The 26,542-nt window shown below is 70.4% G+C and carries 27 protein-coding genes, 1 tRNA gene and 1 riboswitch; of the genes, 8 read left to right on the top strand and 20 right to left on the bottom strand.

Going from position 1 to position 26,542, the window contains the following annotated elements:
* Nucleotides 1–70: 70 nt before the first annotated feature.
* The 10 genes from ACWTPI_RS01685 to ACWTPI_RS01730 all read right to left on the bottom strand — a co-directional run bounded on the left by ACWTPI_RS01685 (nt 71) and on the right by ACWTPI_RS01730 (nt 9,684).
* The gene (locus ACWTPI_RS01685; RefSeq protein ID WP_454730822.1) at nt 71–433 is read right to left on the bottom strand and encodes a DUF4124 domain-containing protein; all 363 of its coding nucleotides are present in this window, start codon (nt 431–433) and stop codon (nt 71–73) included.
* 152 nt (nt 434–585) lie between these two features.
* The gene (locus ACWTPI_RS01690) at nt 586–981 is read right to left on the bottom strand and encodes a VOC family protein (protein ID WP_454730823.1); all 396 of its coding nucleotides are present in this window, start codon (nt 979–981) and stop codon (nt 586–588) included.
* A 2-nt stretch (nt 982–983) separates the two neighbouring features.
* The gene (locus tag ACWTPI_RS01695; protein WP_454730824.1) at nt 984–1,322 is read right to left on the bottom strand and encodes a ribbon-helix-helix domain-containing protein; all 339 of its coding nucleotides are present in this window, start codon (nt 1,320–1,322) and stop codon (nt 984–986) included.
* Between the two features lie 41 nt (nt 1,323–1,363).
* Nucleotides 1,364–2,932: a GMC family oxidoreductase gene (locus ACWTPI_RS01700; RefSeq protein WP_454730825.1), complete on the bottom strand. Its 1,569-nt coding sequence runs from the start codon at nt 2,930–2,932 to the stop codon at nt 1,364–1,366.
* Nucleotides 2,933–3,042: 110 nt separating this feature from the next.
* Nucleotides 3,043–3,651 (bottom strand): twin-arginine translocation signal domain-containing protein, encoded by a 609-nt coding sequence (locus ACWTPI_RS01705; protein ID WP_059410365.1) that lies wholly within the window; start codon nt 3,649–3,651, stop codon nt 3,043–3,045.
* Between the two features lie 394 nt (nt 3,652–4,045).
* On the bottom strand, nt 4,046–6,430 hold the full coding sequence (locus tag ACWTPI_RS01710) for a TonB-dependent siderophore receptor (RefSeq protein ID WP_454730826.1): 2,385 nt from the start codon (nt 6,428–6,430) through the stop codon (nt 4,046–4,048).
* Between the two features lie 157 nt (nt 6,431–6,587).
* Entirely contained in the window at nt 6,588–7,463 is an 876-nt protein-coding gene (locus ACWTPI_RS01715; RefSeq protein ID WP_454730827.1) for a FecR family protein, read from the bottom strand.
* 41 nt (nt 7,464–7,504) lie between these two features.
* Nucleotides 7,505–8,053, bottom strand: a complete 549-nt coding sequence (locus tag ACWTPI_RS01720) for an RNA polymerase sigma factor (RefSeq protein WP_059410368.1) — start codon at nt 8,051–8,053, stop codon at nt 7,505–7,507.
* Between the two features lie 72 nt (nt 8,054–8,125).
* A complete protein-coding gene (locus tag ACWTPI_RS01725) occupies nt 8,126–8,818 on the bottom strand; it encodes an alpha/beta hydrolase (RefSeq protein WP_020204462.1) in 693 nt (230 codons plus the stop codon).
* Complete coding sequence (locus tag ACWTPI_RS01730) at nt 8,815–9,684, bottom strand: DODA-type extradiol aromatic ring-opening family dioxygenase (protein ID WP_454730828.1); 870 nt, start codon at nt 9,682–9,684, stop codon at nt 8,815–8,817. The genes ACWTPI_RS01725 and ACWTPI_RS01730 overlap by 4 nt, the downstream gene beginning before the upstream one ends.
* Before the next feature lie 118 nt (nt 9,685–9,802).
* On the opposite strand from ACWTPI_RS01730, the gene ACWTPI_RS01735 reads away from it, so the two are divergent.
* Both ACWTPI_RS01735 and ACWTPI_RS01740 read left to right on the top strand, forming a co-directional pair.
* Nucleotides 9,803–10,702 (top strand): LysR family transcriptional regulator, encoded by a 900-nt coding sequence (locus tag ACWTPI_RS01735; RefSeq protein ID WP_454730829.1) that lies wholly within the window; start codon nt 9,803–9,805, stop codon nt 10,700–10,702.
* Nucleotides 10,703–10,765: 63 nt separating this feature from the next.
* A riboswitch (Fluoride riboswitch) is annotated at nt 10,766–10,841 on the top strand.
* Between the two features lie 87 nt (nt 10,842–10,928).
* On the top strand, nt 10,929–12,233 hold the full coding sequence (locus tag ACWTPI_RS01740) for a voltage-gated chloride channel family protein (RefSeq protein ID WP_454730830.1): 1,305 nt from the start codon (nt 10,929–10,931) through the stop codon (nt 12,231–12,233).
* Between the two features lie 19 nt (nt 12,234–12,252).
* Here the strand turns inward: ACWTPI_RS01740 and ACWTPI_RS01745 are convergent, their stop codons facing one another.
* On the bottom strand, nt 12,253–12,912 hold the full coding sequence (locus ACWTPI_RS01745; RefSeq protein WP_454730831.1) for a Vgb family protein: 660 nt from the start codon (nt 12,910–12,912) through the stop codon (nt 12,253–12,255).
* A gap of 36 nt (nt 12,913–12,948) precedes the next feature.
* Nucleotides 12,949–14,169, bottom strand: a complete 1,221-nt coding sequence (locus ACWTPI_RS01750) for a helix-turn-helix domain-containing protein (RefSeq protein WP_454730832.1) — start codon at nt 14,167–14,169, stop codon at nt 12,949–12,951.
* Between the two features lie 120 nt (nt 14,170–14,289).
* Between ACWTPI_RS01750 and ACWTPI_RS01755 the strand changes: the two genes are divergently transcribed.
* Nucleotides 14,290–15,054, top strand: coding sequence for a DUF899 domain-containing protein (locus tag ACWTPI_RS01755; RefSeq protein WP_454730833.1), 765 nt, complete (start codon nt 14,290–14,292; stop codon nt 15,052–15,054).
* A 79-nt stretch (nt 15,055–15,133) separates the two neighbouring features.
* On the opposite strand, the gene ACWTPI_RS01760 is transcribed toward ACWTPI_RS01755, so the two are convergent.
* From ACWTPI_RS01760 to ACWTPI_RS01790, 7 genes are all read right to left on the bottom strand, one after another.
* Entirely contained in the window at nt 15,134–15,832 is a 699-nt protein-coding gene (locus ACWTPI_RS01760; protein ID WP_454730834.1) for a DUF2076 domain-containing protein, read from the bottom strand.
* A gap of 148 nt (nt 15,833–15,980) precedes the next feature.
* Nucleotides 15,981–16,115, bottom strand: a complete 135-nt coding sequence (locus ACWTPI_RS01765) for a hypothetical protein (protein ID WP_269432131.1) — start codon at nt 16,113–16,115, stop codon at nt 15,981–15,983.
* A 286-nt stretch (nt 16,116–16,401) separates the two neighbouring features.
* Nucleotides 16,402–17,193: a type I methionyl aminopeptidase gene (gene map / locus ACWTPI_RS01770; RefSeq protein WP_020204453.1), complete on the bottom strand. Its 792-nt coding sequence runs from the start codon at nt 17,191–17,193 to the stop codon at nt 16,402–16,404.
* The gene (locus tag ACWTPI_RS01775; RefSeq protein WP_020204452.1) at nt 17,190–17,441 is read right to left on the bottom strand and encodes a ParD-like family protein; all 252 of its coding nucleotides are present in this window, start codon (nt 17,439–17,441) and stop codon (nt 17,190–17,192) included. Before ACWTPI_RS01775 ends, map begins: the two co-directional genes overlap by 4 nt.
* A gap of 125 nt (nt 17,442–17,566) precedes the next feature.
* Nucleotides 17,567–18,676 (bottom strand): DNA alkylation repair protein, encoded by a 1,110-nt coding sequence (locus tag ACWTPI_RS01780; RefSeq protein WP_454730835.1) that lies wholly within the window; start codon nt 18,674–18,676, stop codon nt 17,567–17,569.
* Between the two features lie 258 nt (nt 18,677–18,934).
* Nucleotides 18,935–19,021 (bottom strand) — tRNA-Leu (locus ACWTPI_RS01785).
* 481 nt (nt 19,022–19,502) lie between these two features.
* Entirely contained in the window at nt 19,503–20,501 is a 999-nt protein-coding gene (locus ACWTPI_RS01790) for an NAD-dependent epimerase/dehydratase family protein (protein WP_454730836.1), read from the bottom strand.
* A gap of 96 nt (nt 20,502–20,597) precedes the next feature.
* Between ACWTPI_RS01790 and ACWTPI_RS01795 the strand changes: the two genes are divergently transcribed.
* A complete protein-coding gene (locus tag ACWTPI_RS01795) occupies nt 20,598–21,488 on the top strand; it encodes a LysR family transcriptional regulator (protein WP_020204448.1) in 891 nt (296 codons plus the stop codon).
* Between the two features lie 40 nt (nt 21,489–21,528).
* Here the strand turns inward: ACWTPI_RS01795 and ACWTPI_RS01800 are convergent, their stop codons facing one another.
* A complete protein-coding gene (locus ACWTPI_RS01800) occupies nt 21,529–22,281 on the bottom strand; it encodes an SDR family oxidoreductase (RefSeq protein ID WP_454730837.1) in 753 nt (250 codons plus the stop codon).
* A gap of 170 nt (nt 22,282–22,451) precedes the next feature.
* Between ACWTPI_RS01800 and ACWTPI_RS01805 the strand changes: the two genes are divergently transcribed.
* The 4 genes from ACWTPI_RS01805 to ACWTPI_RS01820 all read left to right on the top strand — a co-directional run bounded on the left by ACWTPI_RS01805 (nt 22,452) and on the right by ACWTPI_RS01820 (nt 26,526).
* Nucleotides 22,452–23,360, top strand: a complete 909-nt coding sequence (locus tag ACWTPI_RS01805; protein ID WP_454732431.1) for a LysR family transcriptional regulator — start codon at nt 22,452–22,454, stop codon at nt 23,358–23,360.
* Between the two features lie 159 nt (nt 23,361–23,519).
* Nucleotides 23,520–24,221 (top strand): glutathione S-transferase C-terminal domain-containing protein, encoded by a 702-nt coding sequence (locus ACWTPI_RS01810; RefSeq protein WP_454730838.1) that lies wholly within the window; start codon nt 23,520–23,522, stop codon nt 24,219–24,221.
* 342 nt (nt 24,222–24,563) lie between these two features.
* Nucleotides 24,564–24,818, top strand: a complete 255-nt coding sequence (locus tag ACWTPI_RS01815; protein WP_454730839.1) for a hypothetical protein — start codon at nt 24,564–24,566, stop codon at nt 24,816–24,818.
* 76 nt (nt 24,819–24,894) lie between these two features.
* Complete coding sequence (locus tag ACWTPI_RS01820; protein ID WP_020204446.1) at nt 24,895–26,526, top strand: EAL domain-containing protein; 1,632 nt, start codon at nt 24,895–24,897, stop codon at nt 26,524–26,526.
* Nucleotides 26,527–26,542 lie beyond the last annotated feature (16 nt).

Genomic DNA, 26,542 nt, shown 5'->3' on the forward strand with positions numbered 1-26,542 from the left:
TGGCGGAGAGGGGGCATCGCAGAGTGCTGATTTTCGGACTGTGCCTGTGTAGCCCAGGGGACGTTTCCGGTCACTCACACCGATTGGCCGAAATCTGCGCCCCCGTCCTCTGAACCGCCTCCGCCGCCCGCTGTGCCTCCGCTGCATCGCCGCGCGCCATCGCGCGCTCCGACCAAGCCAGGTTTGCCGTGTACGTTTGCCGAAGGGAAGGGCAGACAATGCTGGACGCCAACCGCTTGGCGGATTGCTGATCCCCAATCACGAACGGCTGCGCACGATCCTCGGCGTTAAGCTGCCCGATGGACTTGCGAGTCAGTTCGGTCTTGGCGCTGTCCGGGCAAGGTGAATCCTGGAGCGTGACTTTCCCCGCGGCATTTCGGCATTGATAGATCGTCTGGGCCTGGACGCCCGTGCCGGTCACGATCAGCAGCAATAGTAGCGGTATCCGCATCGCAATCCTCCCGAGGGGGATTCTGCAGATGCTTGCCTTCGCTGGATTCCCCTCCGGAGCAGGGTGTTTCTCCGGGCTGTAAGTCTTCGCACGCTATCCCGGTTGCATGACAACGGTCTGACCCGGACGCCACCTCACCGATAATGCCCATGCCTTTCCAAGACTTCGATCTTGTATCCGTCAGGGTCCTGGATAAAGAAAAACCGCGCCAGCAGTTCCTCCCCAACCCTGAACTCCTTGACCGGCAGCGGACTGTACCCGGCCGCGGTCAGCGCCGCATGCGTGGCCGCAACATCGTCAACGACCGCCGCCACATGCCCGTACCCGTCGCCATGCGTATAGGGCTCCTCGCGCCCCTTGTTCAACGTGAGCTCAAGCTCGACATCGTTCTCGGCATTGCGCAGATACACCAGCGCGAAGTCCGGAAAATCCAGCGTGTGGGCAGGCTTGAGGCCGAGGACTTCGTCGTAGAAGCGCAGCGATGCGTCGAGGTCGCGCACGCGGATCATCGTGTGGATCAGCTTGGCCATGATTAGTGGGTGGTGACGGTGGTTTTCTTCGGGGGCGGCGCGGGTTCGGTCAGGCTTTCCTGCGCGCTTTCGAGCCGGTCGCATTTGCGGCGCAGGTAGCGCAGGCACGTCACGCGCAGGAACGAGGTGAAGTTCTGCACGTCGCCGCGGTGGAGCATGATCTCGTCGTGGAACTGCACGATCAGCGCGTTGGTGGTCATGCCTTCTTCGGCGGCCAGGGTGGCCAGCGTGTCCCAGACGAAGTTCTCCAGGCGGATGCTGGTGTGCACGCCGTGGATGCGCACCGAGCGCGTGCGGGATTCGTAGTGGATCGGGTCGGCCGTGACGAAGAATTCGCACATGGGGGCCTCCTTGGCGGCAGGGGGGCGCTCGGATGCCGCGCTCAGATCGTGCGCCTGGACATCTGCGCGGCGATGTAGTCGGCCTGGCGGATCGCGAGCGTCACGATGGTGAGCGTGGGGTTTTCGGAGCCGCCGGTGGTGAACTGGCTGCCGTCGCTGATGAACAGGTTGGGGATGTCGTGGGTCTGCCCCCATTTGTTGCACACGCCGTCGCGGGGGCGCGCGCTCATGCGCGCGGTGCCGAGGTTGTGGGTGGACGGGTAGGGCGGCGTGCGGAAGGTCTTGATGGCGCCGACCGCGCCGTAGATGCGCTCGGCCTGGGTGTAGGCGTGGCTGCGCATGGCGATGTCGTTGTCGTGGTCGTCGAAGTGGACGTTGGGCACGTAGTTGCCCCACTGATCCTTGACGTTCTGGTTGAGCGTGACGCGGTTGGTTTCGCGCGGCATGTCTTCGCCGACCAGCCACATGCCGGCGAGGCTGGTGTAGCGGTCCATCCACCACGTGAAGTCGCTGCCCCAGCCGCCGGGGTTGAGGAAGGCGGCCATGAACGGGATGCCGAGCGAGAGCGTTTCCAGCTCGTAGCCGCCGACGAAGCCGCGCTTGGTGTCGTGGCGGGATTCGTCGCGCACGATGCCGGCCATCGTGGTGCCGCGGTACATGTGCACGGGTTCGTTGAAGGCGGCGTAGACGGAGCCGGTCATGTGGCGCATGTAGTTGCGCCCGACCTGTCCGGAGGAGTTCGCCAGGCCGTCCTTGAACAGGCTGGAGGCGGACAGCAGCAGCAGGCGCGGCGTTTCGATGGCGTTGCCGGCCACGCAGACGATGCGCGCTTTCTGGCGCTGGGTCTTGCCGTCGGCGTCCACGTAGAGCACGGCGTTGACGCGGCCTTTGTCGTCGTGCTCGATGCGCGTGGCGTGCGCCTGCGTGCGCAGCTCGAACTTGCCGGTGGCTTCGGCTTCGGGCAGTTCGGTGTAGAGGGTGGACCATTTGGCGCCGCTCTTGCAGCCTTCGAAGCAGAAGCCGAGCTGCAGGCAGCGCGCGCGGCCGTTGCGCGGGCGGCTGTTGATGGCCATGTTGCCGGTGTGCACTTCCTTGTAGCCCAGGCGCGTGGCGCCGTTGTACATGACCTTGAAGTTGTTGTTGCCGGGCAGGCCGGGGATGCCGTGGGTGCGCGTGACACCCATCTTGTCCTCGGCCTTGCCGTAGTAGGGCGCGAGTTCGCGCAGCGTGAGGGGCCAGTCCTGCAGGTTGGCGCCCTTGATGTCGCCGTAGACCGTGCGCGCGCGGAATTCGTGTTCCTGGAAGCGCAGCGACGCGCCGGCCCAGTGCGTGGTGGTGCCGCCCACGGTCTTGCAGATCCACGCGGGCAGGCCGGCGAAGTCCTTGGCGACGCGCCAGCTTCCGGAGGTGGTGCGCTTGTCCAGCCACGCGAGCTGGCTGAACGCTTTCCATTCGTCGTTGATGAAGCTGGCGTTGGATTGCGTGCCGCCGGCTTCCAGCACCACCACCTTGACGCCTTTCTGGCACAGCTCGTTGGCCAGCGTGCCGCCGCCGGCGCCGGAGCCGATGATGACGACGACGGAGTCGTCGCCGAAGTCGAACTTGGCCATGTGCATGTCTCCTTTGTGGGCCCGGGCGCGCGGCTCGGGTTGTGTCCGGGTTGCGTCCGGGTTGCGTCTTGCCCCGGCTCTGCGGCCGGATCGGGGGACTGCCGCCGGCGTCAGCCCATGTACGGCGGCGGGCTCGCCGCCGCGGGCGGCGCGGGCAGCCACTTGAGGTCCTGGAAGCCGCGCAGGATGTAGCCGCCTTTTTCCCAGGAGGAGCCGGGATAGCCGAAGGTGGCGAACGCCATTTCGTTGTCGTAGAGCGCGGTCACGCACTTGCCTCGCACGGTGTCGAAGAACGGCTGCCCTTCGAGCGCCTTGACGGCGGCCAGCTGCCGGTCCGGCGCGGCGGCGGTGAAGCTGCCGCCGGCGAGCTTGTCGAGCGAGGCCACGCCGGCGCGCAGCTGGCTGGCGACGGCGGCGTCCTTGGCCGCGGCGGCGTCGAGGTCCTTGACCAGCAGCGCGTAGACGGCGTCCGGCAGGCGCTCGTGCGGGTACAGCACGCGGCCCATGCGCAGCAGCGCCTCGCCTTCGCCCTGGTCCAGCGCGGCGAGCTCTAGCGCCCACACGGTCGACGGCGCCAGCAGCGCCAGCGGGCTGCCGATGGCCAGCGTGCCGATCAGCACGCCGGTGCCCTTGAGCAGCGAGCGGCGCGTGAGCGTCGGCGTGGTCTTGTGCGCTGCATCGCCGCGCTCGCGGATGTGCACGATGGGAATGGTTTTCACGGTGTCTGCTCCGAAGGGTTCGACGGGCGTGGTCCGCCGCGGGCGGTGTCTCGCATGATGTCGCGCGCCTGCGTGCTTCACATGGCGGTTGTCGGGAGGGGAGAGGCGGCGTTGTGCGATGCGGCACGATCCTGCCGCCGCGGCCGTGCCGCGTGGCCGGGCCGGCGTGCGCCTGGGGTGAGCGTGGTGGACAAGATGTCGTCTCCGTCGTTGTCGTTCCCTCCATTCTTGCGGGAGGGTCGATACGACTATAGGCCGAAGACGCCGGGCATGGGTCACAGCCCGCTACTCACACGGGAAAAACCCTAGTGAGGATGGCGACGCACGCCGGCGCGCGCGGCGGCGGGGTTCGCGCCCGGCGGCGGAGGCAGCCGGCGCGGCAGGGAGGGAAGGGTCAGAAATCGACCTGCGCGCTCAGCATGAAGGTGCGCGGCGCGCCTTGCGTCAGGTACGAGGCGCTGGTGAGCCAGTACGCCCGGTCGGCGAGGTTGTCGATGTTGAAACGCACCGTGGCGCGCTTGCCGGCCACGCGCGTGACGTAGCGCACGCCGGCGTCGAGCAGCGTGTACGACGGCACCGACGCGGTGTTGGCGGCGTCGATCGGGCGCGCGCCGTAGTACTGCAGGCCGGCGGTGAGCGTAAAGCCGGTGTCCGCCAGGCGGTATTCGGTGTACAGCGCGGCCTGCTGCTTGGGCGTGCCGTCCACGCGCTTGCCGTTGAGCTCCTGGGCGACGTTTTCGTTGCGGGCGTTGAGGAACAGCACGCTGGCGCTGACCAGCCACAGCGGCGTCACCTGCGCGCGCGCGGACAGTTCCAGCCCGTCGTAGCGCGCTTCGCCGTCCTGCGTGAACACGTTCGACGCATTGGTGTACGTGAGTCCGCGCTTGATGCGGAACAGCGCGGCGTTGGCGGACCAGTTGGCGCGCTCGGCCTTGACGCCCACTTCCATCTGCTTGCTCTTGAGCGGCGCGAACACTTCCTGCGCGTTGGCCGCGGACAGCGGCGCGGTCGAGCCCTGCTCCAGCGACTCGACGTAGCTGCCGTAGGTGGACAGCCAGTTCACCGGCTTGAAGATGAGCGCCGCCGTGGGCGTGGTGGCGCTCTTGTCGTAATGGTTGATGGTGTCCTTGATGCTGTTGCGGCGCACGCCGGCCACCACGTCCCAGTGCTGGCCGAGATGGAGCGTGTCCGAGGCGAACACGGCGCGCTGCGCGGCGTAGCTGCCGAGCGTGTCGGCGGGCTCGGCGGCGATGCCGGGGTTGGCGAAATTGCCCGGGTTGGCGAGGTTGCCGGTGCCGAGCACGGCGTAGTTCGACACGCTCGAATAGTAGGAGCGGGTGCGCCCGTAGGACAGGCCGAAGGCGAGGTCGTGCGAGACGAAGCCGGTGCGCGCCTTGCCGGTGACGAGCGCCTGCGCGTCGTCGGTCTTGAAGCGGTCGGTGCCGCCGTACTGGGCCTCGGTGTAGTCGCCCTGCGCGTTGGCGTAGACGGAGCCGTTCAGGTAGACCCGGTCCATGACCGAGCCGCGATAGGCCAGGCGCGCGTTCCAGTCTTCGGCGAAACCCCAGTCGACGGCGGTGCCGTAGACCTTGGCGCGCGTCTCGTAGCTGGTGAACGGCGAGAAGATGCGCTTGCTGCCGCGGATCGGGCCGGGCGGCTGCGCCACGGTGAAGTCGCTGTCGGTGCCGCTGGCATTGGGGAAGAGGCCCCAGGTGGAGGAGCCCTTGACCACGCGGTCCATGCCCAGCGCGTCCGCGCTCCAGACCAGGTTGGGCAGGATGCGCCAGTCCAGCGCCAGCGAGGCGGAGCCGCGCTTGACGCGCCCGCCGTCGGTGACATAGCTGTCGCCTTCCTCGCCGACCAGGTTGGCGCGGTAGCCGAAGCGGTCGTCGGGGCCGAAGCGCCCGCCGAGGTCGCCGGCCAGCAGGAAGGTGCCGCTGCCGGTGACGGAGGTGAGCACGCTGCGCACGGGCGTGTCGGTGGGGCGCTTGCTGACGAAGTTGACCGTGCCGCCGGGCTGCGCGAAGCCATAGAGGAAGCCGGTGGCGCCGCGCAGCACCTGCAGCTGCTCGAAGTGCTCCAGCGGCAGGTCGCCGCTCCAGCCGAAGACGTTGAGGCCGTCGATCTTGCGGCCGTTGAGCAGGTCCAGCCCGATGCCGCGGATGGCGATCTGCGAGGACAGGCCGCCGATGTTGTTGCTGGTGGGCGAGACCGAGGCGTCGTTCTTGAGCGCCTGCACCAGCGAGCCCGCCTGCTGGTTGTCCATCAGCGCGCGCGTGACCACGTCCACGCTGTAGGGCGTGTCGAGCAGCGCCTTGTTGCCCAGGGCGCCGAGGCTGGCGCTGTCCGCGCGGTAGGCCAGGCCGGCGGGCGGCTCGGGCTGGTCGGCCAGCGCGCGCACGGTGACGGGCGGCAGCGTGGCTTCGGCGCCCGGGGCCGGCGCGGCGACGATGGTGTAGGTGCGCGGGCTGTTGGCCACCAGCCGCAGCCCCGAGCCGGCCAGCAGGCGGCCCAGCGCGTCTTCCACGCTGAGCGAGCCGCGCACGGCCGGCGCGCGGTGGCCTTCGGCCAGCGCGGTCGAGAACAGGATCTGCACGTCGGCCTGGCGCGCCAGCGCCGCGAGCGATTGCGCCAGCGGCTGCGCGGGCAGGTCGACCGCCAGCGCGGCGCTCTGCGCGATGGCGCCGGCGGCGAACAGCGCGGCCACGGCCGGCACGGCCAGAGACAACAGCCGCGCCACCGGGCGGCGCGCGGGCTGGTTACGAACGATCGGCTTCAATGATTTCTCCCGAATTCGGCCGGTGCATCCGGCCTTGTCAGAGAGTTGCCGAGCAGGAGGCGCGCGATGTACACCTGCGCGCGGAAAAAATTTTCGGGTGCGCGGCGGCGGCCGGGGTTCGCCGCCGCCGCGGTTTGCCGATGTTCGCCGGCCGCCGCTAGTTGCCGCCCTGTCCGGCCCGCAGCGCCAGGTGCGCGCTGCCGTCCGCCGCGGTACGCAGCGTGACGGGCAGGATGCCGGGCAGCAGCGGCAGCATGGCGTCGGCCTGGTCGCGGTCGAACTCGGCGGACAGGCGCAGCGCCGCCGCCCGGCTGTCGTCGATGACGATGCGGCGCGCGGTGAACGGCTGCATCTCGCGCACCGCCTCGGCCAGCGTCAGGCCGTCGAACGAGAGCTTGCCGCGCCGCCAGGCGGTGATGCGCTCGGCGTCGACGCGGCTGGCCGCCGACGGCGCGCCGCCGTCAGGCACGTCCACCCGCTGGTTGGCGCCGACGCGGCGCGTGCCGCCGCCGGCGCTGACTTCCACGGCGCCTTCGAGCACCACCACGCGCGTGCTGCCGTCATGCCGGCGCACGTCGAACACGGTGCCGATGTCGCGCACGCGCGTGTCGCCGGCCTGCACCGTGAATGCGCGCGGGCTGTGGGCGACGCGGAACAGCGCCTCGCCGGCGGCCAGCGTGAGCCGGCGCGAGCGCAGGTGCCAGGCCACGTCGACGCGGCTGCCGCGGTCGAGCTCGATCTCGCTGCCGTCGGCCAGCACCTGCGTGGCGGGCTGGCCGGCCGCGGCGGTAACGTGATCGGTGCGGTATGCGGGATCGGTCACCCACAGCGCCGCGGCGAGCAGCGCGGCGCACGCGGCGGTGCCGGCCCGCGCGCGGCGCCGGCGCTCGCGGCGCGCCTGGGCGGCCTGCGTGATGGCCTCCACCGACGGGAAGCGCTCGCGCAGCGCCTGCTGGTACGGCGAGAGCGGATCGGCCGGCGCGGGCGGGGATGGCGGGGATGGCTGGGAGGAGGGCGGGGATGGTTCGGTCATGGGCGCGTCGGATCTGGCCCGGGCTGGCGCGGCAATCGGCTTCATGAGGCGGACCCCGGAGGTTGGGCGCTGGCGGCCAGTTCGTCAAGCGCCGGCGCGAGCAGCGTCATGGCGCGCGCCATGTGGCGCGCCACCATGCCGCGCGAGATGCCGAGCCGCTCGGCCACCTCGTCCTGCGGCAGGTCGTGCAGCCGGTGCAGTACGAAGGCGTCCCGGCAGCGCGGCGGCAGGGCGGCGATGCACGCCGCGAGCCGGTCCACCTGCTGGCGGAACGCCAGTGCCTGGGCGCCGTCCGGCGCGCTCGCGCCATGCGCCTGCGTTACCGCGGCCCATTCGTCCAGCGCCTGCTGGCGGGCCTGCTCGGCGCGGTAGCGGTCGATCGCGCGGTGCGTGGAGACGTGGCGCAGGAACGCCAGCGGCCTGGCGACGATGCCGGCCGGCGGGCGCTCCAGCACCTGCACGCAGACGTCCTGCACCACGTCGCGGGCGAAATGGCGGTCGCCGAAGCGGCGCCGGACGTGGTCGACCAGGTCGTCATAGTGCCGTATCAGGGTGGCGAACAGCGTGAGGTGGGCGGGGTCGCGTAGCACGGCCGGGAGAACCTGGTTCTGTCGAGGTGCGCACGATTATAAATGCGAATGATTGTCATTTGTGTGATGTATTCATGCCCGGCCCGCGCGCGGCGAACCGAGGTCGAGGGTCTGGCGCAGCCACTGCGCGAAATCGGCGATTTCCGCGCGGACCAGTTCGTGGCCCATGTCGTAGAGGCGGGTCTCGCGGCGCACGCCGAGGCGCGCCAGCAGCGCGTCGGCGCGCTGGGCCCAGAACGCGGGCAGCTTGTCGTCGTGGCGGCCGTGGGCGACGAAGGCGTCGAGCGTGCGCAGCGCCTCGGGCGGGGCGATATGCGGTTCGATCTCGGGCAGGATGCGGCCGCTGAGCAGGCCGAAGCCGCTGACCTTGTGCGGCGCGCTGAGGCCCACGCTGGCGCTGACGATGCCGCCCTGGCTGAAGCCGGCGACGACGGTGGGCAGCGGCGGCAGGGCGTCGAGAAAGCGCAGCACGCGCGCGCGGCTGGCTTCGGCCTGCGCGGCGTCGATGACCGGGCCGCCGGCGGTGAAGCTGACCGGGAACCACGCGAAGCCGGACGGCCCCATGCGCAGCGGCGCGCGCAGCAGCAGCACTTCGAGGCCGTCGGGCCAGTCGCTTTCCAGCCCGGCGAAGTTGGTTTCGTTGCCGCCCACGCCGTGCAGCAGCACCAGCCGCGCGCGCGGCGCTTGCGGCTGGCAGGCGCGGCGGTAGTGCAGGCCGGAGTGGGGTTCCAGTTCGAGGCTGGCGATTCCGTTCGCGTCGTTCATGCGGCCACCTCGCGTTGCTCGGGCTGCGTGGATTGGGTTTGCGCCGGCGGGCCGTCGAACAGATAGCTGTCCATCGACAGCACGCCGTGCGTGATGCCGCCGTCGAGCACGCGCAGCGTGTAGTTTTCGCCGGCGGCGCCGAGCGCGACGAACAGCGGCAGGAAATGCTCGTCGGTCGGGTGCGCGCGCGCGGCGCCGGGCGCGAGGTCGCGGTAGGCCAGCAGCTTGTCGCGCTGCCTGTCGCGCAGCGCGCCGGCGGTCCAGCGCGCGAAGTCGACCACATAGCCGGCCACATCGCCGGCCGCCTCCGGCGAGCCGTCGCGCGACGCGCGGAACTCGTACAGGTTGTGCGTGAGGCTGCCCGATGCCACGATCAGCACGCCCTGCTCGCGCAGCGGCCGCAGCGCCTGCCCGAGGCGCAGCGCGTCGGCCGGCGCGAGCGGCGCGGGCAGCGAGACCTGCACCACGGGCACGTCCGCCGCGGGCAGCAGGTGCATCAGCGGCACCCAGGCGCCGTGGTCGAGGCCGCGCTGCGGATCGAGCGTGGCGGGCCAGCCGGCGGCGCCGAGCAGCGTCTGGATCCGCGCGGCCAGCGCGGGCTGGCCCGGCGCGGAGTATTGCAGCCGGTACAGCGCTTCGGGGAAGCCGCCGAAGTCGTGGATGGTGGCCGGCGCGGCGCTGGCGCCGATGCGCACGCCGCCGCGCGTGTGCCAGTGCGGCGAGATCACGACCACGGCGCCGGGGCGCGGCAGCGCCTGGCCGAGCGCGGCGAGGCTGGCGCCGGCCAGGCCCGGTTCGATGGCGAACGTGGGCGCGCCGTGGGAGACGAAGAGAACCGGGGATGCGTGCTGCATCGGGGTGTTCATGGGGGCCTCTGCAAATCGGTAGGAACGTGATTCCGAGTGTATAGATTCGGTTGCAGGGATAAAGATGGTCTAATGCGACAAATCATCCCGGCAGGTGAGACAAAGGCAGGTGAGATAAATGGATCGCGCCCTCGAGATGCAGGTGTTCTGCACGGTGGTGGACAAAGGCAGCTTCATCGCCGCCACCGAGCCGCTGGCCATGTCCAAGGCAGCGGTGTCGCGCTACGTGAACGCGCTGGAGGCGCGGCTCGGCGTGCGGCTGCTGCACCGGACCACGCGGCGGCTGTCGCTGACCGAGGAGGGGCGCATCTTCTACCAGCAGGCGCGCGACGTGCTGGCGCTGATGGACGCGGCCGAGGGCGCAGCGGCGTCCGGCTCGGAGGAGCCGGCGGGCGTGCTGCGCGTCAACGCGCCGCTGAGCTTCGGCATCGCGCACCTCGCGCCGCTGTGGGCGGACTTCATGCGCGCGCACCCGAAGATCGAGCTCGACATCAGCCTCAACGACCGCGTGGTGGATCTGGTGGAGGAGGGGTTCGACGTGGCGGTGCGCATCGCGCGCATGGAGGATTCGTCACTGGTGGGCCGCCGGCTGGCCAGCACGCGCATGCGCCTGTGCGCGGCGCCGGCGTACCTGGCGCGGCATCCGCCGCTGGCGCGGCCGGCGGACCTGCTGGCGCACAAGGTGATCGCGTATAGCCACTTCGCCTCGCGCAATGAATGGACCTTCACCGGCCCGGCGGGCGAGGCCACGGTGCAGACGCAGCCGGCGGTACGCTGCAACAACGGCGACACCTGCCGCGCCATCGGCCTGAGCGGCGGCGGCATCCTGCTGCAGCCGAGCTTCATGCTGGCCGACGACATCCGGCGCGGCGATCTCGTGGAAATCCTGCCGGGCTACCGCGCCATCGAGCTCGGCATCTACGCGGTGTATCCGTCGCGCAAGCACCTGCCGCCCAAGGTGCGGGCGCTGGTCAACTACCTCGTGGAGCGCTTCGCGGGCGTGCGCTGGGACGACTGACCCGGCCGGCTGGCCTGGCGCGCGCCGGGCGCTTGCGCCCGGCATCGGGCTGCGGCAAAATGCACAGCTTGCGGAGATGGCATGCCTCCCTTAACCGCCGACGGCAGCAACCTTGTCGGCTGATGATGCCTACGAATTCCTGGACAGGGAAGTCGTAGGCTCGCGTCTATGCGATCACCATGCGGCGTCCCGCCGTCCAGGTTTGTGTTCTGCGAATCTGGTCATCATGAAGAAAACATTCGTTCCGCCGGAACAACTGGCGATGCTGCCTTACCTGGGCCGCTGGCTCGTTCTCGCGTCCGCCGCCGGCGTGCTTGCCGGCACCGGCTCGGCCGCGTTGCTGGCCGCGCTGGACTGGGCCACGGCCACGCGCGTGTCACATCCGTGGCTGCTGTGGCTGCTGCCGTTCGCGGGCCTCGCGGTCGGGCTGGCCTATCACTACCTGGGGCAGTCGGTGGAGGGCGGCAACAACCTGCTCATCGACGAGATCCACGACCCCAAGCGCATCGTGCCCAAGCGCATGGCACCGCTGATTCTCGCCGGCACCGTGGTCACGCACCTGTTCGGCGGCTCGGCGGGGCGGGAGGGCACGGCGGTGCAGATGGGCGGCAGCTTTGCCGACTACCTCACGCGGCTGTTCCGGCTCGGCGCGCAGGCGCGCCGCATCCTGCTGATGGCGGGCATCAGCGCGGGTTTTGCCTCGGTGTTCGGCACGCCGCTGGCCGGCGCGGTGTTCGGGCTGGAGGTGCTGGCGATCGGGCGGCTGCGCTATGACGCGATCCTGCCGTGCTTCGTGGCGGCCATCGTGGGCGACCTGATCCCGCCGCTGCTGGGCGTGCATCACACCGTCTACGCGGTGCCGTTCGTGCCGCATCCCGGGCCGCTGACGCTGGGCGCGATGGTGCTGGCGGGCATCGTCTTCGGCGTGGCCGGCATGACGTTCGCCGAGGCCACGCACCGCCTGTCGCGCGCGCTCAAGCGCCGCGTCGCGTTCGGGCCGCTGCGGCCCCTGCTGGGCGGCGCGGTGGTCGCGGGCGCGGCCATGCTGATCGGCACCGACAAGTACCTGGGGCTGGGCATCCCGACCATCGTGGCGGCGTTCCAGGGGCCGCTGCCGGCCTACGACTTCGCCGGCAAGATGGCGTTCACGGTGGCGACGCTGGCCTCGGGCTTCAAGGGCGGGGAGGTGACGCCGCTGTTCTACATCGGCGCCACGCTCGGCAACGCGCTGGCCTACGTGCTGCCGCTGCCGGTGCCGCTGCTGGCCGGCGCGGGTTTCGTCGCGGTGTTCGCCGGCGCGGCCAACACGCCGATCGCCTCGACCATCATGGCGATGGAACTGTTCGGCCCGGAGGTGGGCGTGTTCGCGGGCATCGCCTGCGTGGTGAGCTATCTGTTCTCGGGCCACACCGGCATCTATCCCGCGCAGCGCGTCGGCCATGCCAAGCGCGCGCGCGTGCCGGAGGGTTTGCGGCTGTCCGAGGTGCCGGCTTTCCAGCGCGCCGAGAGGGATGCCGCGGAGAAACACTGAGCGCGGCGCCCGCGCCCGCTCATTCGTCCGCGGCGCCGGCCGCGCCGCGCGCGGGCCGGCGCGCGACGCGCAGTTTGGCGCTGTTGCCGCCGCCGCAGTAGAACCTGTCCGCGCCGTCGGACTCGAGCCCGGACACGCCGACGCCGGCCGGCATGTCGAGCTGTTCCAGCACTTCGCCGGTTTGCGGATCGATGCGCCGCAGGTCGCTCTGCTCGTTTTCCCAGGTGCCGTGCCAGAGTTCGCCGTCGACCCAGGTGACGCCGGTGACGAAGCGGCTCGACGCGATGGTGCGCAGGACCGCGCCGGTCTCGGGGTCGACCTGGTGGATCTTGCGCTCGCGGTACTGGCCGACCCACAGCGTGCCTTCGGCCCATGCCATGCCCGAGACGGCGCCGCCGCCGGGCGCCGGGATGGTGGCGAGCACGCGGCCGCTTTGCGGGTCGATCTTCTGGATGCGGTCTTCGGCGATCTGGAACAGGTGGCGGCCGTCGAAGGCGGTGCCGGCGTGCGCGGGGACCGCGATGGCGCGCACGGTCTCGCCGCTGGCCGGGTCTAGGGCGTTGAGCTTGTCGCCGCTGGCGAACCAGACGTGGCGGCCGTCGTAGGTGACGCCGCCGATCTGGTCGACGCCGGGGAAGGGGCCGTATTCGCGGAGGATTTCGGCTGCGGATGGTTTCATGTCTGTCCTCGTGGTCACGCGGTGGTGGAGTGCATCCTACTCACTCGGCAGCGGCGCGGGGAGTAACAAGGCCGTCGCGAATCCGGGGACGGGCGGGGTCATCCAGCGGCGCGCGCGGCCGTGGCCGCACGGCTGCACCTTGCCGGCGGCGGCCAGCGCGTCGAGCGCGCGCTGCACGGTGCGCTGGCTGGCGCCGAGCGCGAGCGCCAGCGCGGAGCTGGACCACGATTCGCCGTCGGCGAGGCAGGCCAGCAGCGCGGCGTGCTTGTCCTCGACCGGGCGCGCCAGCAGGACCACTTCGCGCGTGTTGCGCGGCGCCAGCACGAAGCCCCGCGGCGTGGCGTCCACGCCGGCCAGCGCGCGCAGCAACGCGCGCAGCCGGCCGATCTCGACGCGCAGCCGCGCGCGGTGCGAGGCGTCGGCGTGCCGGGTGCGGAAGGCCTGCGCGATGAGCGTGTCGCGCGGCACGTCGGCGGGCCACGCCTCGGCCAGCGCGCGGGCGAGCGCGAACAGGACCGGGCGCGTGGCGAGCGAGACCGCGTGGCCGGCGTCGCGCACCGCGTGGCGGCAGGCATCCACCACCAGCGCCGGCGATGCCAGCAGCGTTTCCACTTCGTCGAGCAGCACGGCGCGCGACTCGCCATGCGCGACCACGCGCGCGGCGGGCGTGTCGAGGACGGCGCCGGCGTGCTCGACTTCCGCCAGCAGCGCGGGGATGCCCGCGTCGCGCGCGGCGAGCCTGGCGCGGGCGAGCGCGGCGCGCGCGGCCTGCGCATGCAGGCGCCGCAGCGCGATGCCCGCGGCGATCAGCTCGTGGGCGGCGCGCAGCGCGGGCGGCAGGGGCGCGGGGTCGAGCGCGGCGAGCGCGTGCCCGGCGGCGTCGACGCGGCCGGTCAGCAGCAGGTGCCGGATGGCGAGATAACCCGCATGCGCGGCGTTGACCGGGTCGCCGTGCGCGGCGAGCGTGGCGCGCGCCGCGTCGAGCGCGCGGGCGGGCCAGCCGAGGTCGCGCGCGGCCAGCGCGATCTCGGCCTCGGCGACCACGCAGCGTGCGCGCGCCACGGCTTCCTGCGGGCCGAAGGCGCGCGCGGCGCCGCGCACCAGCGCCCGCGCGCGCGCGAAATCGCCGAGCTGCGCCAGCGCGATGCCGCGCAGCGCGAGCGCGGGCGCGTCGTCGCGCAGGGCGATCCGGTTGAGCGCGCCGAGCGGATCGCCGGCCGCGAGCGCGCGTGCTGCCGCCGTGATCAGCGAGTCCATCGGAATCCCGCCACGCTTGTCACTCCCGCCGTTCGATGTCCGGGGCTAATCTAGCACACGACCATCCATCGGCCGGCGCGCCGGATGCGGCGCCGCGGGCCAAGCCAAGGAGGACGAACCATGACCACGCACATCACCGGAACACACGAGGAATGGCTGGCGGCGCGGCTTGCGCTGCTGGAGGAGGAGAAGGCGCTGACGCGGCGCAGCGACGCGCTGGCGCGGCAGCGGCAGGCGCTGCCGTGGGTGCGCGTGGACAAGGCGTACCGCTTCGAGACCGAGGCGGGCGCGGCCTCGCTGGCGGACCTGTTCGGCGGGCGTTCGCAACTGCTGGTCTATCACTTCATGTTCGGCCCGGACTACACGGCGGGCTGCCCGTCCTGCTCGGCGCTCGCGGACGGCTTCGACGGCTTTGCCGTCCACCTGGCGCATCACGACGTCACGCTGGCGGCGGTGTCGCGCGCGCCGCTGGCGAAGCTGCTGGCGTACCGGCGGCGCATGGGCTGGACGTTTCCGTGGGCGTCCTCGCTCGGCGGCGACTTCAACTTCGATTTCAACGTCGCGGTCACGGAGGCGCAGCAGCGCGCGGGCGACGTGGAATACAACTACCGCCGTGGCGGCCACGCGATGGACGCGGCGCCGGTGCCGGAGCCGGTCGCGCGCTTCGCCGCCAGTTGCGGCACCGACGCGCCCACCTACTCGCGCGACCGGCCGGGCATGAGCGCGTTCGTGCTGGAGGACGGCGAGGTCTATCACACCTATTCCACCTACGCGCGCGGGCTGGACGGCCTGTGGGGCATGTACCAGTGGCTGGACCGCGCGCCCAGGGGACGCAACGAGACCGGCGTGTGGTGGCGCCGCCATGACGAATACGGCGCGCGTTGAGCAGGGCTTCCGGCGATGGCGGCGGCTGGCGGGAATGCGGCGCGGCGCGATGCCCGCGCCGCATGCGTGACGTGCCGGATCAGGCGTTGAACGAGTCGTCGTCCAGGAAATCGTCGAGGCCGTCGTCGAGGCCGCCGTTGTCCAGCGCGGCATCCACGCCGGTGTCGCGCCCGTCCGCCAGCGCGCGGTCGTCGCTGCCGTAGAAGTTGTTGACGACGGTCTCGGTCGGCGCCTGTCCCGTGGCGGACTGCCCGAGGAAGCCGCCGCCGCCGTTGCGGTGGAACAGGCTCTCGATGCCCTGGAACAGGAACGCGCCGCCGGCCACGCCGGCCGCCGTGGTGGCGATGCCGCCCAGCGCGCTGCCGAAGCCGCCGCCGAGGAATCCGGGTCGGGCCGCCTGCGCGGGCATGGCCTGGGGTTCCGGCGGCAGCGGTGCCGGCGCGCTGGGCGGCGGCGCCATGACGGGGCGCGCCGCGGCGGCGGGGCTGGGGTTGGCGTTGGCGTGGACGCCCCAGGCGTTCTCGGTGTCGAGGAAGCGGCTGGCGCCGCCGGCCTGGGCGGCCTGCAACTGGCTTTGCAGCGTGGTGATCTGGGTCCTGGCCGAGGCCAGCGCGTGGTCGAGCAGCATGGCGCGCTGGACCAGCAGGTAGGCGGCATCGGGCTGCCGGGCGACGGCTTCGGCGATCAGCGCGTCGGCCTGCGGGTCCTTCACGCCGGCGCGGGCCTGCGTCAGCTGGTTCAGGAAGCCTTCCAGCGCTTGCATCTCTTGGGGGGTCATGGCACCACCTATCCGGGTTGTTGAGTGCTCCCAGTCTAGGGGCCGAGTCTTAAGCAAGACTTAAATCGGGCAAGACCTGGCGGGATGCGAAACCGGCGGCTGTGTGGCGGCGCCTGCCTGCGCCGGGTCCGGCGCGGCGCGGGGGAGGCTACTTCTTCTTGGCGGCGCCATCGTTGCCGACGCGCGACTGCACGGCGCCGAACGGGGTGGCCGGCGCGGCGGGCTTCTTGGGCTGCTTCGGTTTCTTGGCTTCGCGATTACCGCGTAGTTGACTCTTGGCCATGATGTACTCCTGTGGCGTGGTGGTGCATTGCTTGCCGGAGGGCGCATCCAGCATACGCCGTTAACCGGCGGCCAAGGGAAATATCGTGCACGGTGCGGTCGGCCACATTCGCGCGCGGCGCTTCGCGCGGCGCGCGCCGCCGGACGCCTACAATCGAGCGGTTTTCCGTCCACAAATTCCCCGGCCGCCCGGATGCGGGCAGTGCCTGGGCCTGGCCGTCGCCACCGTGGCGGGCTCGGGCGCTTCGCCGCTGTGACGCGGCGCGCCGCACGCGCATCGGACGCGGCTAGATGCCTTCGTATTCGCCGGGGCCGTCGGGCCACGGCGTGAGGATCTCCACGCCGTCCGCCGTCACCGCCACCATGTGCTCCCACTGCGCGGAAAGCGAGTGGTCGCGCGTCACCACGGTCCAGCCGTCGGGCAGTTCCTTGACGTGGCGCTTGCCGGCGTTGATCATCGGTTCGATCGTAAACACCATGCCTTCCTTGAGGCGCAGCCCTTCGCCGCGGTTGCCGTAGTGCAGCACCTGCGGCTCGTCGTGGTAGATGGTGCCGATGCCGTGCCCGCAGTATTCGCGCACCACGCTGAAGCCCTCGCGGTGCGCCACCGTCTGGATCGCGTGGCCCACGTCGCCGAGCGTGGCGCCGGGGCGCACCTGGCGGATGCCGGCCAGCAGCGCCTCGTAGGTGGTGCGCACCAGCTTGCGGGCCAGCGGCGCGGGCTCGCCGACGAAGTACATGCGGCTGGTGTCGCCGAACCAGCCGTCCTTGATGATGGCCACGTCGAGGTTGACGATGTCGCCGGCCTTGAGCACCCTGGCCGGCGACGGGATGCCGTGGCACACCACCTGGTTCACCGACGCGCACAGCGTCTTCTGGTAGCCGTGATAGCCGATGTTGGCCGGCGTCACCTTGAGTTCGTGGACGATGTAGTCGTGGCAGATGCGGTCCAGGTCCTCGGTGCTGGCGCCGGGCTTCACGTGGGGCGCGATCATGCGCAGCACGTCGGCGGCCAGCTTGCCGGCCTCGCGGGCGCGGGCGACTTCCGCCGGCGACTTGATCGGAACGCCGCGTCTCATCGCGCACCTCCGGCGGCGGCCAGGCGCGGCGCTTCGTCGGCCAGGATGGCGGCCAGGTCGAAATGGCCGGCCTGCTCGGCGCGCATGAGCAGCTGGCAGATCTGCGCGTGGTTCAGCGCCGGGTACAGCTCGGCCAGCATGCCGATGCGCATCCAGTGCTCGGCCTGCGCGTTGATGGAGCGGGACAGTGCACTGCTGCTCAGGCGCAGGTTCTCGTGCATCTGGTCCGAGATCTTGACGATACCCATGTTTTTTAATATACGAAACGTAAACGAATCGTATATTAACACGGTGCCGGCGGCCGCGCCAAGGGTGCCGCGGATGGTTCGCCCGCAAGCGGTACTTGCCGCGCCGATCTTCTCGAAACGGCTTGCTAGCAGCGCAGATCGAAGAACCCGCTCGCCATGCGCCGGCCGTTCACGACCAGTTCGACCTCGTGGCGGCCCGGGTAGTGGGTGCGCGTGGTGAAGTCGCGGATATGCTGGCTGCGCCGCACGGACACGCGCTGCCCGCCCGGCAGCGACAGTGCCTTGAGCTTGAACACCTTGGCCGAGGTCGCGCCGGATTTCTTCACGTAGGTGATCCGGTAGTCGACCACGAGCCGCTGCGGCGCCGGCGAGGTCGACACCAGCTCGAACGACAGCGTGACCGCGTCGCCGAGCGCGATGCTGGCCGGCGTGACGGCGAACCGGCCGATCTCCACCAGCGGCGCGGCGCCCGCGCCGATCACCGTCAGCGCGCGCGGGTTGCCCTGCTTGACCAGCGTGCGCAGCGCCTGCTTCACGATCCACGCGGTGCGCGGATTGCCGGCGGCCCAGGCCTCGACCCGGTCCAGCACCCAGTCCGGATGCCGCTTGGTGATGTCGTTGAGGTGGTTGGCCACCGACTTGCGGACGTAGAGGCTCTCGTCCGCGCGCAGGTTGTCGATGATGTTCGCGGTCAGCGCCGGGTCGGCTTCTATCTCGCCGAGCCGGAAGGACCACGGCAGGCGCGGGCGGCTGCCTTCGCTGGCGAGGCGGCGCACCGCGTCGCTGCTGTCCGTGGACCACGTTTCCATGATGGCGAGCGCGCGCGGCAGGTCGTCGCGCAGGAATTCCCGGACCGCGAATTCCGACGTGCCGAACTGCGTGAAGAACTTCAGCGCGTTCATCGAGGCATCGAACGCGCGGCGTCCGGCATGGCGCCCGTATTGTCCGACATAGTCGGGCGGCACCAGCGACATGAAGCCTGCGCCGATATGCGGCGCGGCTTCGGTCAGCATGCGCAGCGCGCCGTCGAAGCCGGCGGGGCAAGCCGCGTGGATGGCCACGCTCGCCCGGCGCACGCGCGCCATCAGGGTCAGGTCTTCCAGGCCGTCGAGCGCGACCGAGAGAAAGGTCTTGTCGTCGAAGTCGGGCGCAACGGCGCGCAGGCGCTTCGCCAGCTGGCGGAAGCGCTGCGTGTCCATTGCCAGTTTCAGCGGAGCTGGCGCAGCTTTGGTCATGGGTCTCGTGCCGGTCAGACCGCCGTTCGGTCTGCTGGCGGGAGCATAGACCAGGCTGCTGTCAGTTTCTGTCAGGAGACTTCGGGGAGCGTGAAGCGCGGGCGCGCGGCTGGCGGGGCGTGGCGAGTGGCATGGCGAAAAACCGGCGCCGGAAAACAGAAAACCCCGCGGGCACGAGGCTTTGCGGGGCTCTGACGGATTGCTTGTTGCTACCTTCTCACTGTCTTTTTACTGCTTTCTCACTGCAATACAGCTTCGTGGTGCCCAGGAGAGGACTCGAACCTCCACAGTGTTGCCACCGCTAGGACCTGAACCTAGTGCGTCTACCAATTTCGCCACCTGGGCAAGCTGAGCCGCGCATTTTACCCAAGGCATGGAAATTTGCAAGCGCCGCGGTTCGCGATGGCGGGAAGGCGCCGGCGAAGTCCCGTCATGGGCCTGCGCCTGCGCCGGCTTGCGGCGGGTGGGGAGCCGCGCTCGGGGCCGTGGCCGGCGTGCTCCCCGGGGCTGTCCCCGCGTCAGGTCAGGAGGTTGAACGCGAACCCCAGCGCGATCGCGCCGCCGAGGGCTTCCAGTGCTGCCAGTGCGAGAAGGTTCTTCAAAACGAAGGCATCATCCTGCTTGGTCACCATGTCGTCTCCCGATATAGGAATCCACGGCCGAAGGTCGATGGCGGGCACCGCGATGGCAAGCACAGCGGTACGGGTCCACGCTCCAGCCACGTCTTGATGCGCGTTCAGTAGACCGCAACGCGGGGGCGGCGAAAAGTCGGCATAAACCCGTACCGCGGTACGGTGCAGAGCAGCAATCGCCGCCGTCCGCGGCCTCATGCCGCCGCCATTGCCTTCGGCCCGCCGGGCGCGAGGTTCCCCATGCCGGCCAGCGTCGCCTCCACCGCTTCGTCGAGCGGGGTGTGCGGCTCGTGTCCCAGCACCGCCAGCAGGCGCGCGTTGTCCATGCGCACGGGCGTGTTCCACAGGTAGCGCATCTCGCGCAGTTCGCGCAGCGTCGCCACGAACGGCGACGCCAGCGCGGTCAGCCACCACGGGAAGGCGGCCACGCGCGGCGCGGCGCCGGTGCGGCGCGCCACCACGCGGCGGATGGCGCCGCTCATCTGCGTGCCGTCCGCGTCCCAGTGGCCCGCCATGTGGAACGCGGCGAAGGCGTCGAGCGTGTCGCGGCGCGCGAGCAGCTCGACCATCGTGCGGGCGACGTCGGGCAGGTAGGACCACTGGTGCCCGACGCCGCGCCGGCCCGGGTAGCGGATGGTCTTCACCGGCTGCCCGGGTTTGACCAGCCCTTGCGAGAACCAGTTGTTGCCGGCGCCCGGCCCGAAGAAGTCCCCGGCGCGCACGATGATGACGCGGGCGCCCGCGCGGCTGGCCTGTTCCAGGCGCCGCTCGAGCTCGACGCGGATGGCGCCCTTGCGCGTGGCCGGGTGCTGCGGCGCGTCCTCGCGCAGCACGGGGAAGGCGTCGGCGCCGTAGTTGTAGACCGTGCCGGGCAGCACGATGGTCGCGCGCTGCGCGATGGCGGCGGCGATGGTGTTGTCGAGCATCGGCAGCACCAGCTGCTGCCAGTTGCGGTAGCCGGGCGGGTTGACCGCATGGACGATCACCGCGCAGCCCGCCGCGGCGCTGGCCACGTCCGCGGCGATGAGCGCATCGCCGCGCAGCCACAGGATGCCGTCCCTGCGCCCGGTGGCGTGCGCCGCGCCGCGCCGGAGCGCGCGCACGTCCCAGCCCGCGTCGCGCAACTGGCGCGCCACTTCGCCGCCGGCGCCGCCGGTGGCGCCGAGAACCAGGACCGTGTTGCCGTTTGCCATCTTGCTCTCCGAAAAGGCGTGTCGATGGCGGTATTCTGCGAGCGGATGGACTAAACGAAAATTACCGAATTCCGACTAGTCGCTATACATTTACGCATGACCTCGAATATCGGCTGGGAACTCTACCGCTCCTTCCTCGGCGTGCTGAAGGCCGGCTCGCTGTCCGGCGCCGCGCGCGAACTGGGCCTGACCCAGCCGACCGTGGGGCGCCACGTCGCGGCGCTGGAGGCGGCGCTGGGCGTGGCCCTGTTCACGCGCTCGCAGGTCGGCCTCGCGCCGACCGAGGTGGCGCTGGGCCTGCGCGCCCACGCGGAGATCATGGCCAGCACGGCCGCCTCGCTCGAGCGCGCGGCCTCCGGTTATGGCGAAGGCGTGCGCGGCGTGGTGCGCGTGTCGGCCAGCGAGGTGGTCGGGGTCGAGGTGCTGCCGCCCATCGTCGAGCGCCTGCGGCGCCGGCACGCGGAACTGAAGATCGAGCTGGTCCTGACCAACCGGGTGCAGGACCTGCTGCGGCGCGAGGCCGACATCGCGGTGCGCATGATGCGGCCCGAGCAGGCGCAACTGCTTGCCCGCCGCGTCGGCAACATCGAGATCGGCCTGCACGCGCGCAAGGACTACCTCGCCCGGCATGGCGCGCCGCGCCGGGTCAGCGAGCTGGCCGGGCACGCGCTGATCGGCTACGACCAGCCGAGCGCGTTCGTGCGCGCGGCCAGCCGGTCCTTCACGGGCTTCGACCGCGATGCGTTCTCGATCCGCACCGACAGCGACCTCGCGCAGCTCGCGCTGATCCGCAGCGGCGCCGGCATCGGTATCTGCCAGGCCGCGCTCGCCGCGCGTGACGACACGCTGGCGCGGGTGCTGCCAGGCGCGTTCTCCATGCAGCTCGACACCTGGGTGACGATGCACGAGGACCTGCGCAACAGCCCGCGCTGCCGGGTCACGTTCGATGCGCTGGTCGAGGGGCTGGTGGCCTACGCGCGGCCTTAGCGATCGTTTCAGGATCCGTGGCGCAGCCCGGCAGGCGTGCTTACCCGTTGAGCAGCCGCCCGCCGTCGACCACGATCTCCGAGCCTACCGTCCACGCCGATTCATCCGACGCCAGGTAGACCACCGCGCTGGCAACTTCCTCCGGCTTGCCGAAGCGTCCGGCGGGGATGGTCTTGACGATGTCCTGGCTGACCTGCGCGCGATACGCATCGGGGATGCCCAGCTTGTCGTAGAGCGGCGTATCCACCGGCCCGGGGCTGACGGCGTTGACGCGGATGCCGCGCGGCAGCAGTTCGCCCGACAGCGTTCTGGCCATGCTGAGAAGCGCGGCCTTGCTGGCGGCATAGACGGTCGAGCGGGCGGCGCCGGCGTGCGCGTTGATCGAGGTGTTCAGCACGACTGAGGCGGGACTGGCGAATACCGGCAGCAACGCCTGGACCAGAAAGTAGGGACCCTTGACGTTGGTATCGAAGGTGCGGTCGAACATCGCCTCGGTCCAGTCGCCGACCGGCATCCATACCGCGACGCCGGCATTGAGGAATGCCACGTCGAGCTGGCCATAGTGGTCCTTGACGGCCTGGGCAAGCGCCTGCTGGGCGGTGACGCTGGCCGAGTCGGCGCGCAGGACCAGGACTTCGGAGCCGAGTTCGGCGCGGGCCCTGGCGATGGATTCGGGATTGACCCCGGTGACGATGACGCGGGCGCCTTCGGCCAGGAATTGCCTGGCGGTCTCCAGGCCGATGCCGCTGGTGCCGCCGGTGATGAGGGTGCGTTTGCCTTGCAGTCGGGACATGCTTTTTCTCTGGGATGGGAATGCCGTGGTTCGGGCAGCGGATGCTGCTTGCCTTGCCGCAGAGAATGCGCTCCCGGGCCCTGGCCGATAAGTGGGGTGGAACGTATATGATTCATGCTCTGATTGCATGAATTGCCACGGTGAGGTGAAGATTGGACCGCTTCCTGTTGATGACCTGCTTTGCGCGCGCCGTGGAAACCGGGAGTTTTTCGGCGGCCGGGCGAGAGCTGGGCATCGGCCAGCCCAATGTCAGCCGCCACGTGGCGGCGCTGGAGCAGCACCTCGGCACCCGCCTGTTGCACCGCTCCACGCGCAGGCTCGCGCTGACTCCCGAGGGCGAGCGCTATTACGCCGAGACGCGGCGCGTGCTCGATGCCGTGATGGAGGCCGAATCGACCGCTCGCGGCGATGCGCAGCCATCGGGGCTGCTGCGCGTGGCATGTCCTACCACGCTGGGCAGGATCCACCTGCTGCCGCTGGTGGCGCCGCTGCTGGAGCGCTATCCCAAGCTTGAACTCGACTTGCTGATGAGCGACCGCTATGTCGATCTCGTCGACGAAGCCGCGGACCTCGCGATCCGCATCGGCACGTTGAAGGACAGCGCCTTGCGCGCGCGGCGCATCGGCATGTCGGAGCGGGTATGCGTGGCCAGCGCCGACTACCTGGCGCGGCGCGGCGAGCCGCGCACGCCCGCCGAACTGCGCGACCACGACTGCATCGTCTACACGCTGCTGTCCTCGGGCAGCATCTGGCGCTTCCGCGACGGCGAGGTTGCCGTCGCCGGGCGCTTTCGCGTCAATTCGCCCGACGGTGTTTGTGCCGCGGTGCTTGCCGGCGTCGGTATTGCTTACGCACCGCCCTGGTTGTTCGAGGACGCGCTGCGCAGCGGACAGGCGCGGCTGTTGTTGCGCGAGCATGCCGCGCCGCCGGTGCCGATCCAGATCGTCTATGCGGCAAGCCGGCTGCTGCCGCGGCGTGCGGCGGTGTTCATGGATTTCATCGCCAGCGCGTTCGCGGCGATACCTGCGCTCAACGAAGGCGGCCTGGCAAGCTGGTCCGCGCGCGGCGACGCAGCATGAGGTGACGCCGCAGGCATCGGCGCCGTCGCGCCGCCGGCGAATGTGGCGGCGTGGGCGCCCGCCTGCCGCGCCCGCCGCGCTGGTGCTTGCCTTGCGCGGCCATTTCCCGAACACTGCGGGGACCCTCGTGCCAGGCTGGCCGCCAGCAAGGAGCGCCGCGTGATCACACTCTATTCCTACCCGGACCTGTTCGGCGTGGAGGACAACAATCCCTACGGCCTCAAGGTCTTCGCGTTCCTCAAGCTGTGCGGGCTGGCGTTCGGGCATCGCCACATCCTCGACGCGCGGTCGGCGCCGCGCGCGCAGTTGCCCTACGTGGACGACGACGGCCACGCCATCGGCGACAGCGACGCCATCGTGCGCCACCTGACGCAGCACTACGGCTTGTCCATCGACGCGGCGCTGACCGACGCGCAGCGCGACCTTGATCACCTCGTGCGGCGCACGCTGGACGACCTGTACTGGGTGATGTCGTATTCGCGCTGGCGCGACGAGCGCTACTGGCCGGCGTTCATGGCGGCGCTGCTGCGCACGCATGCCGACCTCACCGAGGACGCGCTCCTCGCCGCGCGGAAGTACAACTTCGAGCGCTATTACTACCAGGGCATCGGGCGCTACGAGCGGGACGAGGTGTATGCGCGGGGCATGGCCGACCTTGCGGTGGTGTCCCGCCTGATCGGCGAGCGGGCCTTCCTGTTCGGCGACGCGCCGGCCAGCACCGACGCGGGCATCTACGGCTTCGTCGCCAACATCCATTGCTACGACATCGACACGCCGCTCAAGCGCTTCGTGCTGTCGCGGCCGAACATGGTGCGGCACTGCAACGGCGTGCGCGCGGCGATGGGGCAGGGTGCGCGGTAGGGCGGCGGGCCGTTCGGTTCCTGGCGCGTGGCCGCGCGTCCTTCCTGGCGGTGCTTTCGGTTCCGCTTTCGGTGACGTTTCCGCCGGCATTTTCCGGTAATGTGCCGCGGTCGTCATGCCGCCCGCCATGCCGGGTTTAAAAACAATTCGTGAATTCGTTTCGGAAATTTCTTTATTGATTGTTTTATATCAATTGCCCGCGCGATTGAAGTGCGGGCCGCCTTATTTCATGGAGAATTCGCCGCGAAATCAGGCCGGGAGTGGCGAAATGGAAGAACGGAGTTCAATTTGGCGCGGGAATGGCCGCCGGCAATGAGGGGAATCCACAATGCCGGCATAGATATGATTGACCTCGCCTCATGGCGATGGCAGTGTCTTGAAAAAACGGCAAGGCATCCGTTTTCGCGGGACCGGATCCGGATATTCGATCAGACGCTGCCGGACGCTTATCGGAAATTTATCGGAAATTTATCGGACGATATCGGAAAATTCCTGTTCGATAAAAAAGACGAGACATCTGCAAGCTGCCCGCGCGCCACGCTCGTGCGCCAATTTCACCGGCTGCGAAGCCATCGCCGTACCATAGCCGGGCTTTGATCATGCCGGAGCGCCGCGCCCGGGCGACGCGCTCCGCTCGCCGGGCACCGGCGCTTTTCATCACAGGGAGTCAATCTTGTCCGAATCGGCCATCTCGGACCGCCCGCCGTGGCGCCGCCATCTGCTGCTGGCCTGCGTCGCGCTCGTGCCGCTGCTGTTGTGCGCGGTGCTGAGCTGGACCGAGGCGCGCCGCCACGAGCGGCGCGAGGCGATGCAGGTCGCCGACCTCGTGCGCAACCGGGCGGAAAGCATACTCGGGCACGCGCGCCTGGTGGCGGGCCAGTTGCTGCCGCTGACGGAGCAGCCGTGCGCGCCGATCGCCAACCAGCTGGCGCGCGTGGGCTCGCTGGAGCCGTATTTCCGCTCCGTGCTGCTGACCGACCACGACCGCATCTATTGCTCGTCGATCGACGGCCCGGTGGACTACCCGCTGTCCTCGGTCAAGGCGTTCCCGGCCAGGGTGCCCGGCAAGCCGTGGACCCGCATGGTGAGCGGCTCGCCGCTGATGCCGGACCGCCCGGCTCTGCTGGTGGAGAAATCCGGCGGCGCGCGCTCGGTGCTGACCATCGTCGACGGCCAGCACCTGCTCGACCTGCTGCAGGCGGTGGCGCCGCTCGGCGGCTACAGCCTGGAGCTGCGCGTGGGCGACGGCATCGCCCTGCGCGGCGGCGTGCCGGAGGCCACCCGCGCGATGACCTCGATGCTGTTCGAGGGCGACGCCGACGTGTCGGGCACCCGGATCGGCGTGCGCGTGCACGGCCTGCGCGCGCGCCTGTACGCCGCGTGGCACGAGCTGCTGCAGCGTTTCATGCCGTTCGCGGTGCTGCTGTCGGGCGTGCTGGTGTTCCTTTGCCACCGGCTGCAGCAGGGCCGGCGCTCGGAGCGCGAGCAACTGCTGCGCGCCATCCGCGACGGCGAGTTCCGCGTCGAGTACCAGCCGGTCTACAGCGCCGCCGAGGACCGCTGCGAGGGCGCGGAGGCGCTGCTGCGCTGGGACCGCCCGGGCACGGGCCCGGTGCGTCCCGATACCTTCATCGCCACCGCGGAGCAGACCCACGTCATCGTGCCGCTGACGCGGCACCTGCTGGAGATGGTGGCGCGCGATTTCCGCGGCTGGCAGACCCGGCCCGGGTTTCACCTCGGCATCAACCTCGCCGCCGAGCACCTGTCGAGCCCGGGCCTGCTGGCCGACATGCGCGCCTTCCTGGCCGAGGTGTCGGCGCGCCAGCCGGTGGTGGTGCTCGAAATCACCGAGCGCGGCCTGGTCGAGAACCCGGAGCAGGCGCAGCGCAACCTGCATGCCCTGCGCGCCGAGGGCGTGCGCGTGGCCATCGACGACTTCGGCACCGGCTATTGCGCGCTGTCGTACCTGCAGCGGTTTCCGTTCGACCTGCTCAAGGTCGACAAGGGCTTCGTGCAGGCCATCGACCCGGAGCAGGGCAACGCGCCGGTGCTGGACACCATCATCGGCCTGGCGCAGCGCCTCGGCGCCGGGCTGGTGGCCGAGGGCGTGGAGCGGCCGGTGCAGTTCGACTACCTGCGCGCGCGCGGCGTGTCGTTCATGCAGGGCTTCCTGTACGCGCGGCCGATGCCGCCGCTGGAATTCGCGCGCTGGTACGCGAGCGCGGGGCAGCGCCGCTTGCCCAGCAGCGCCGGCGAGGCAAAAAAAAGCCCCGCTACGCCGCGGGGCAACTACCACGAAGACTGATAGGAAGAGGCGGAAG

Source organism: Cupriavidus ulmosensis (assembly GCF_977008105.1).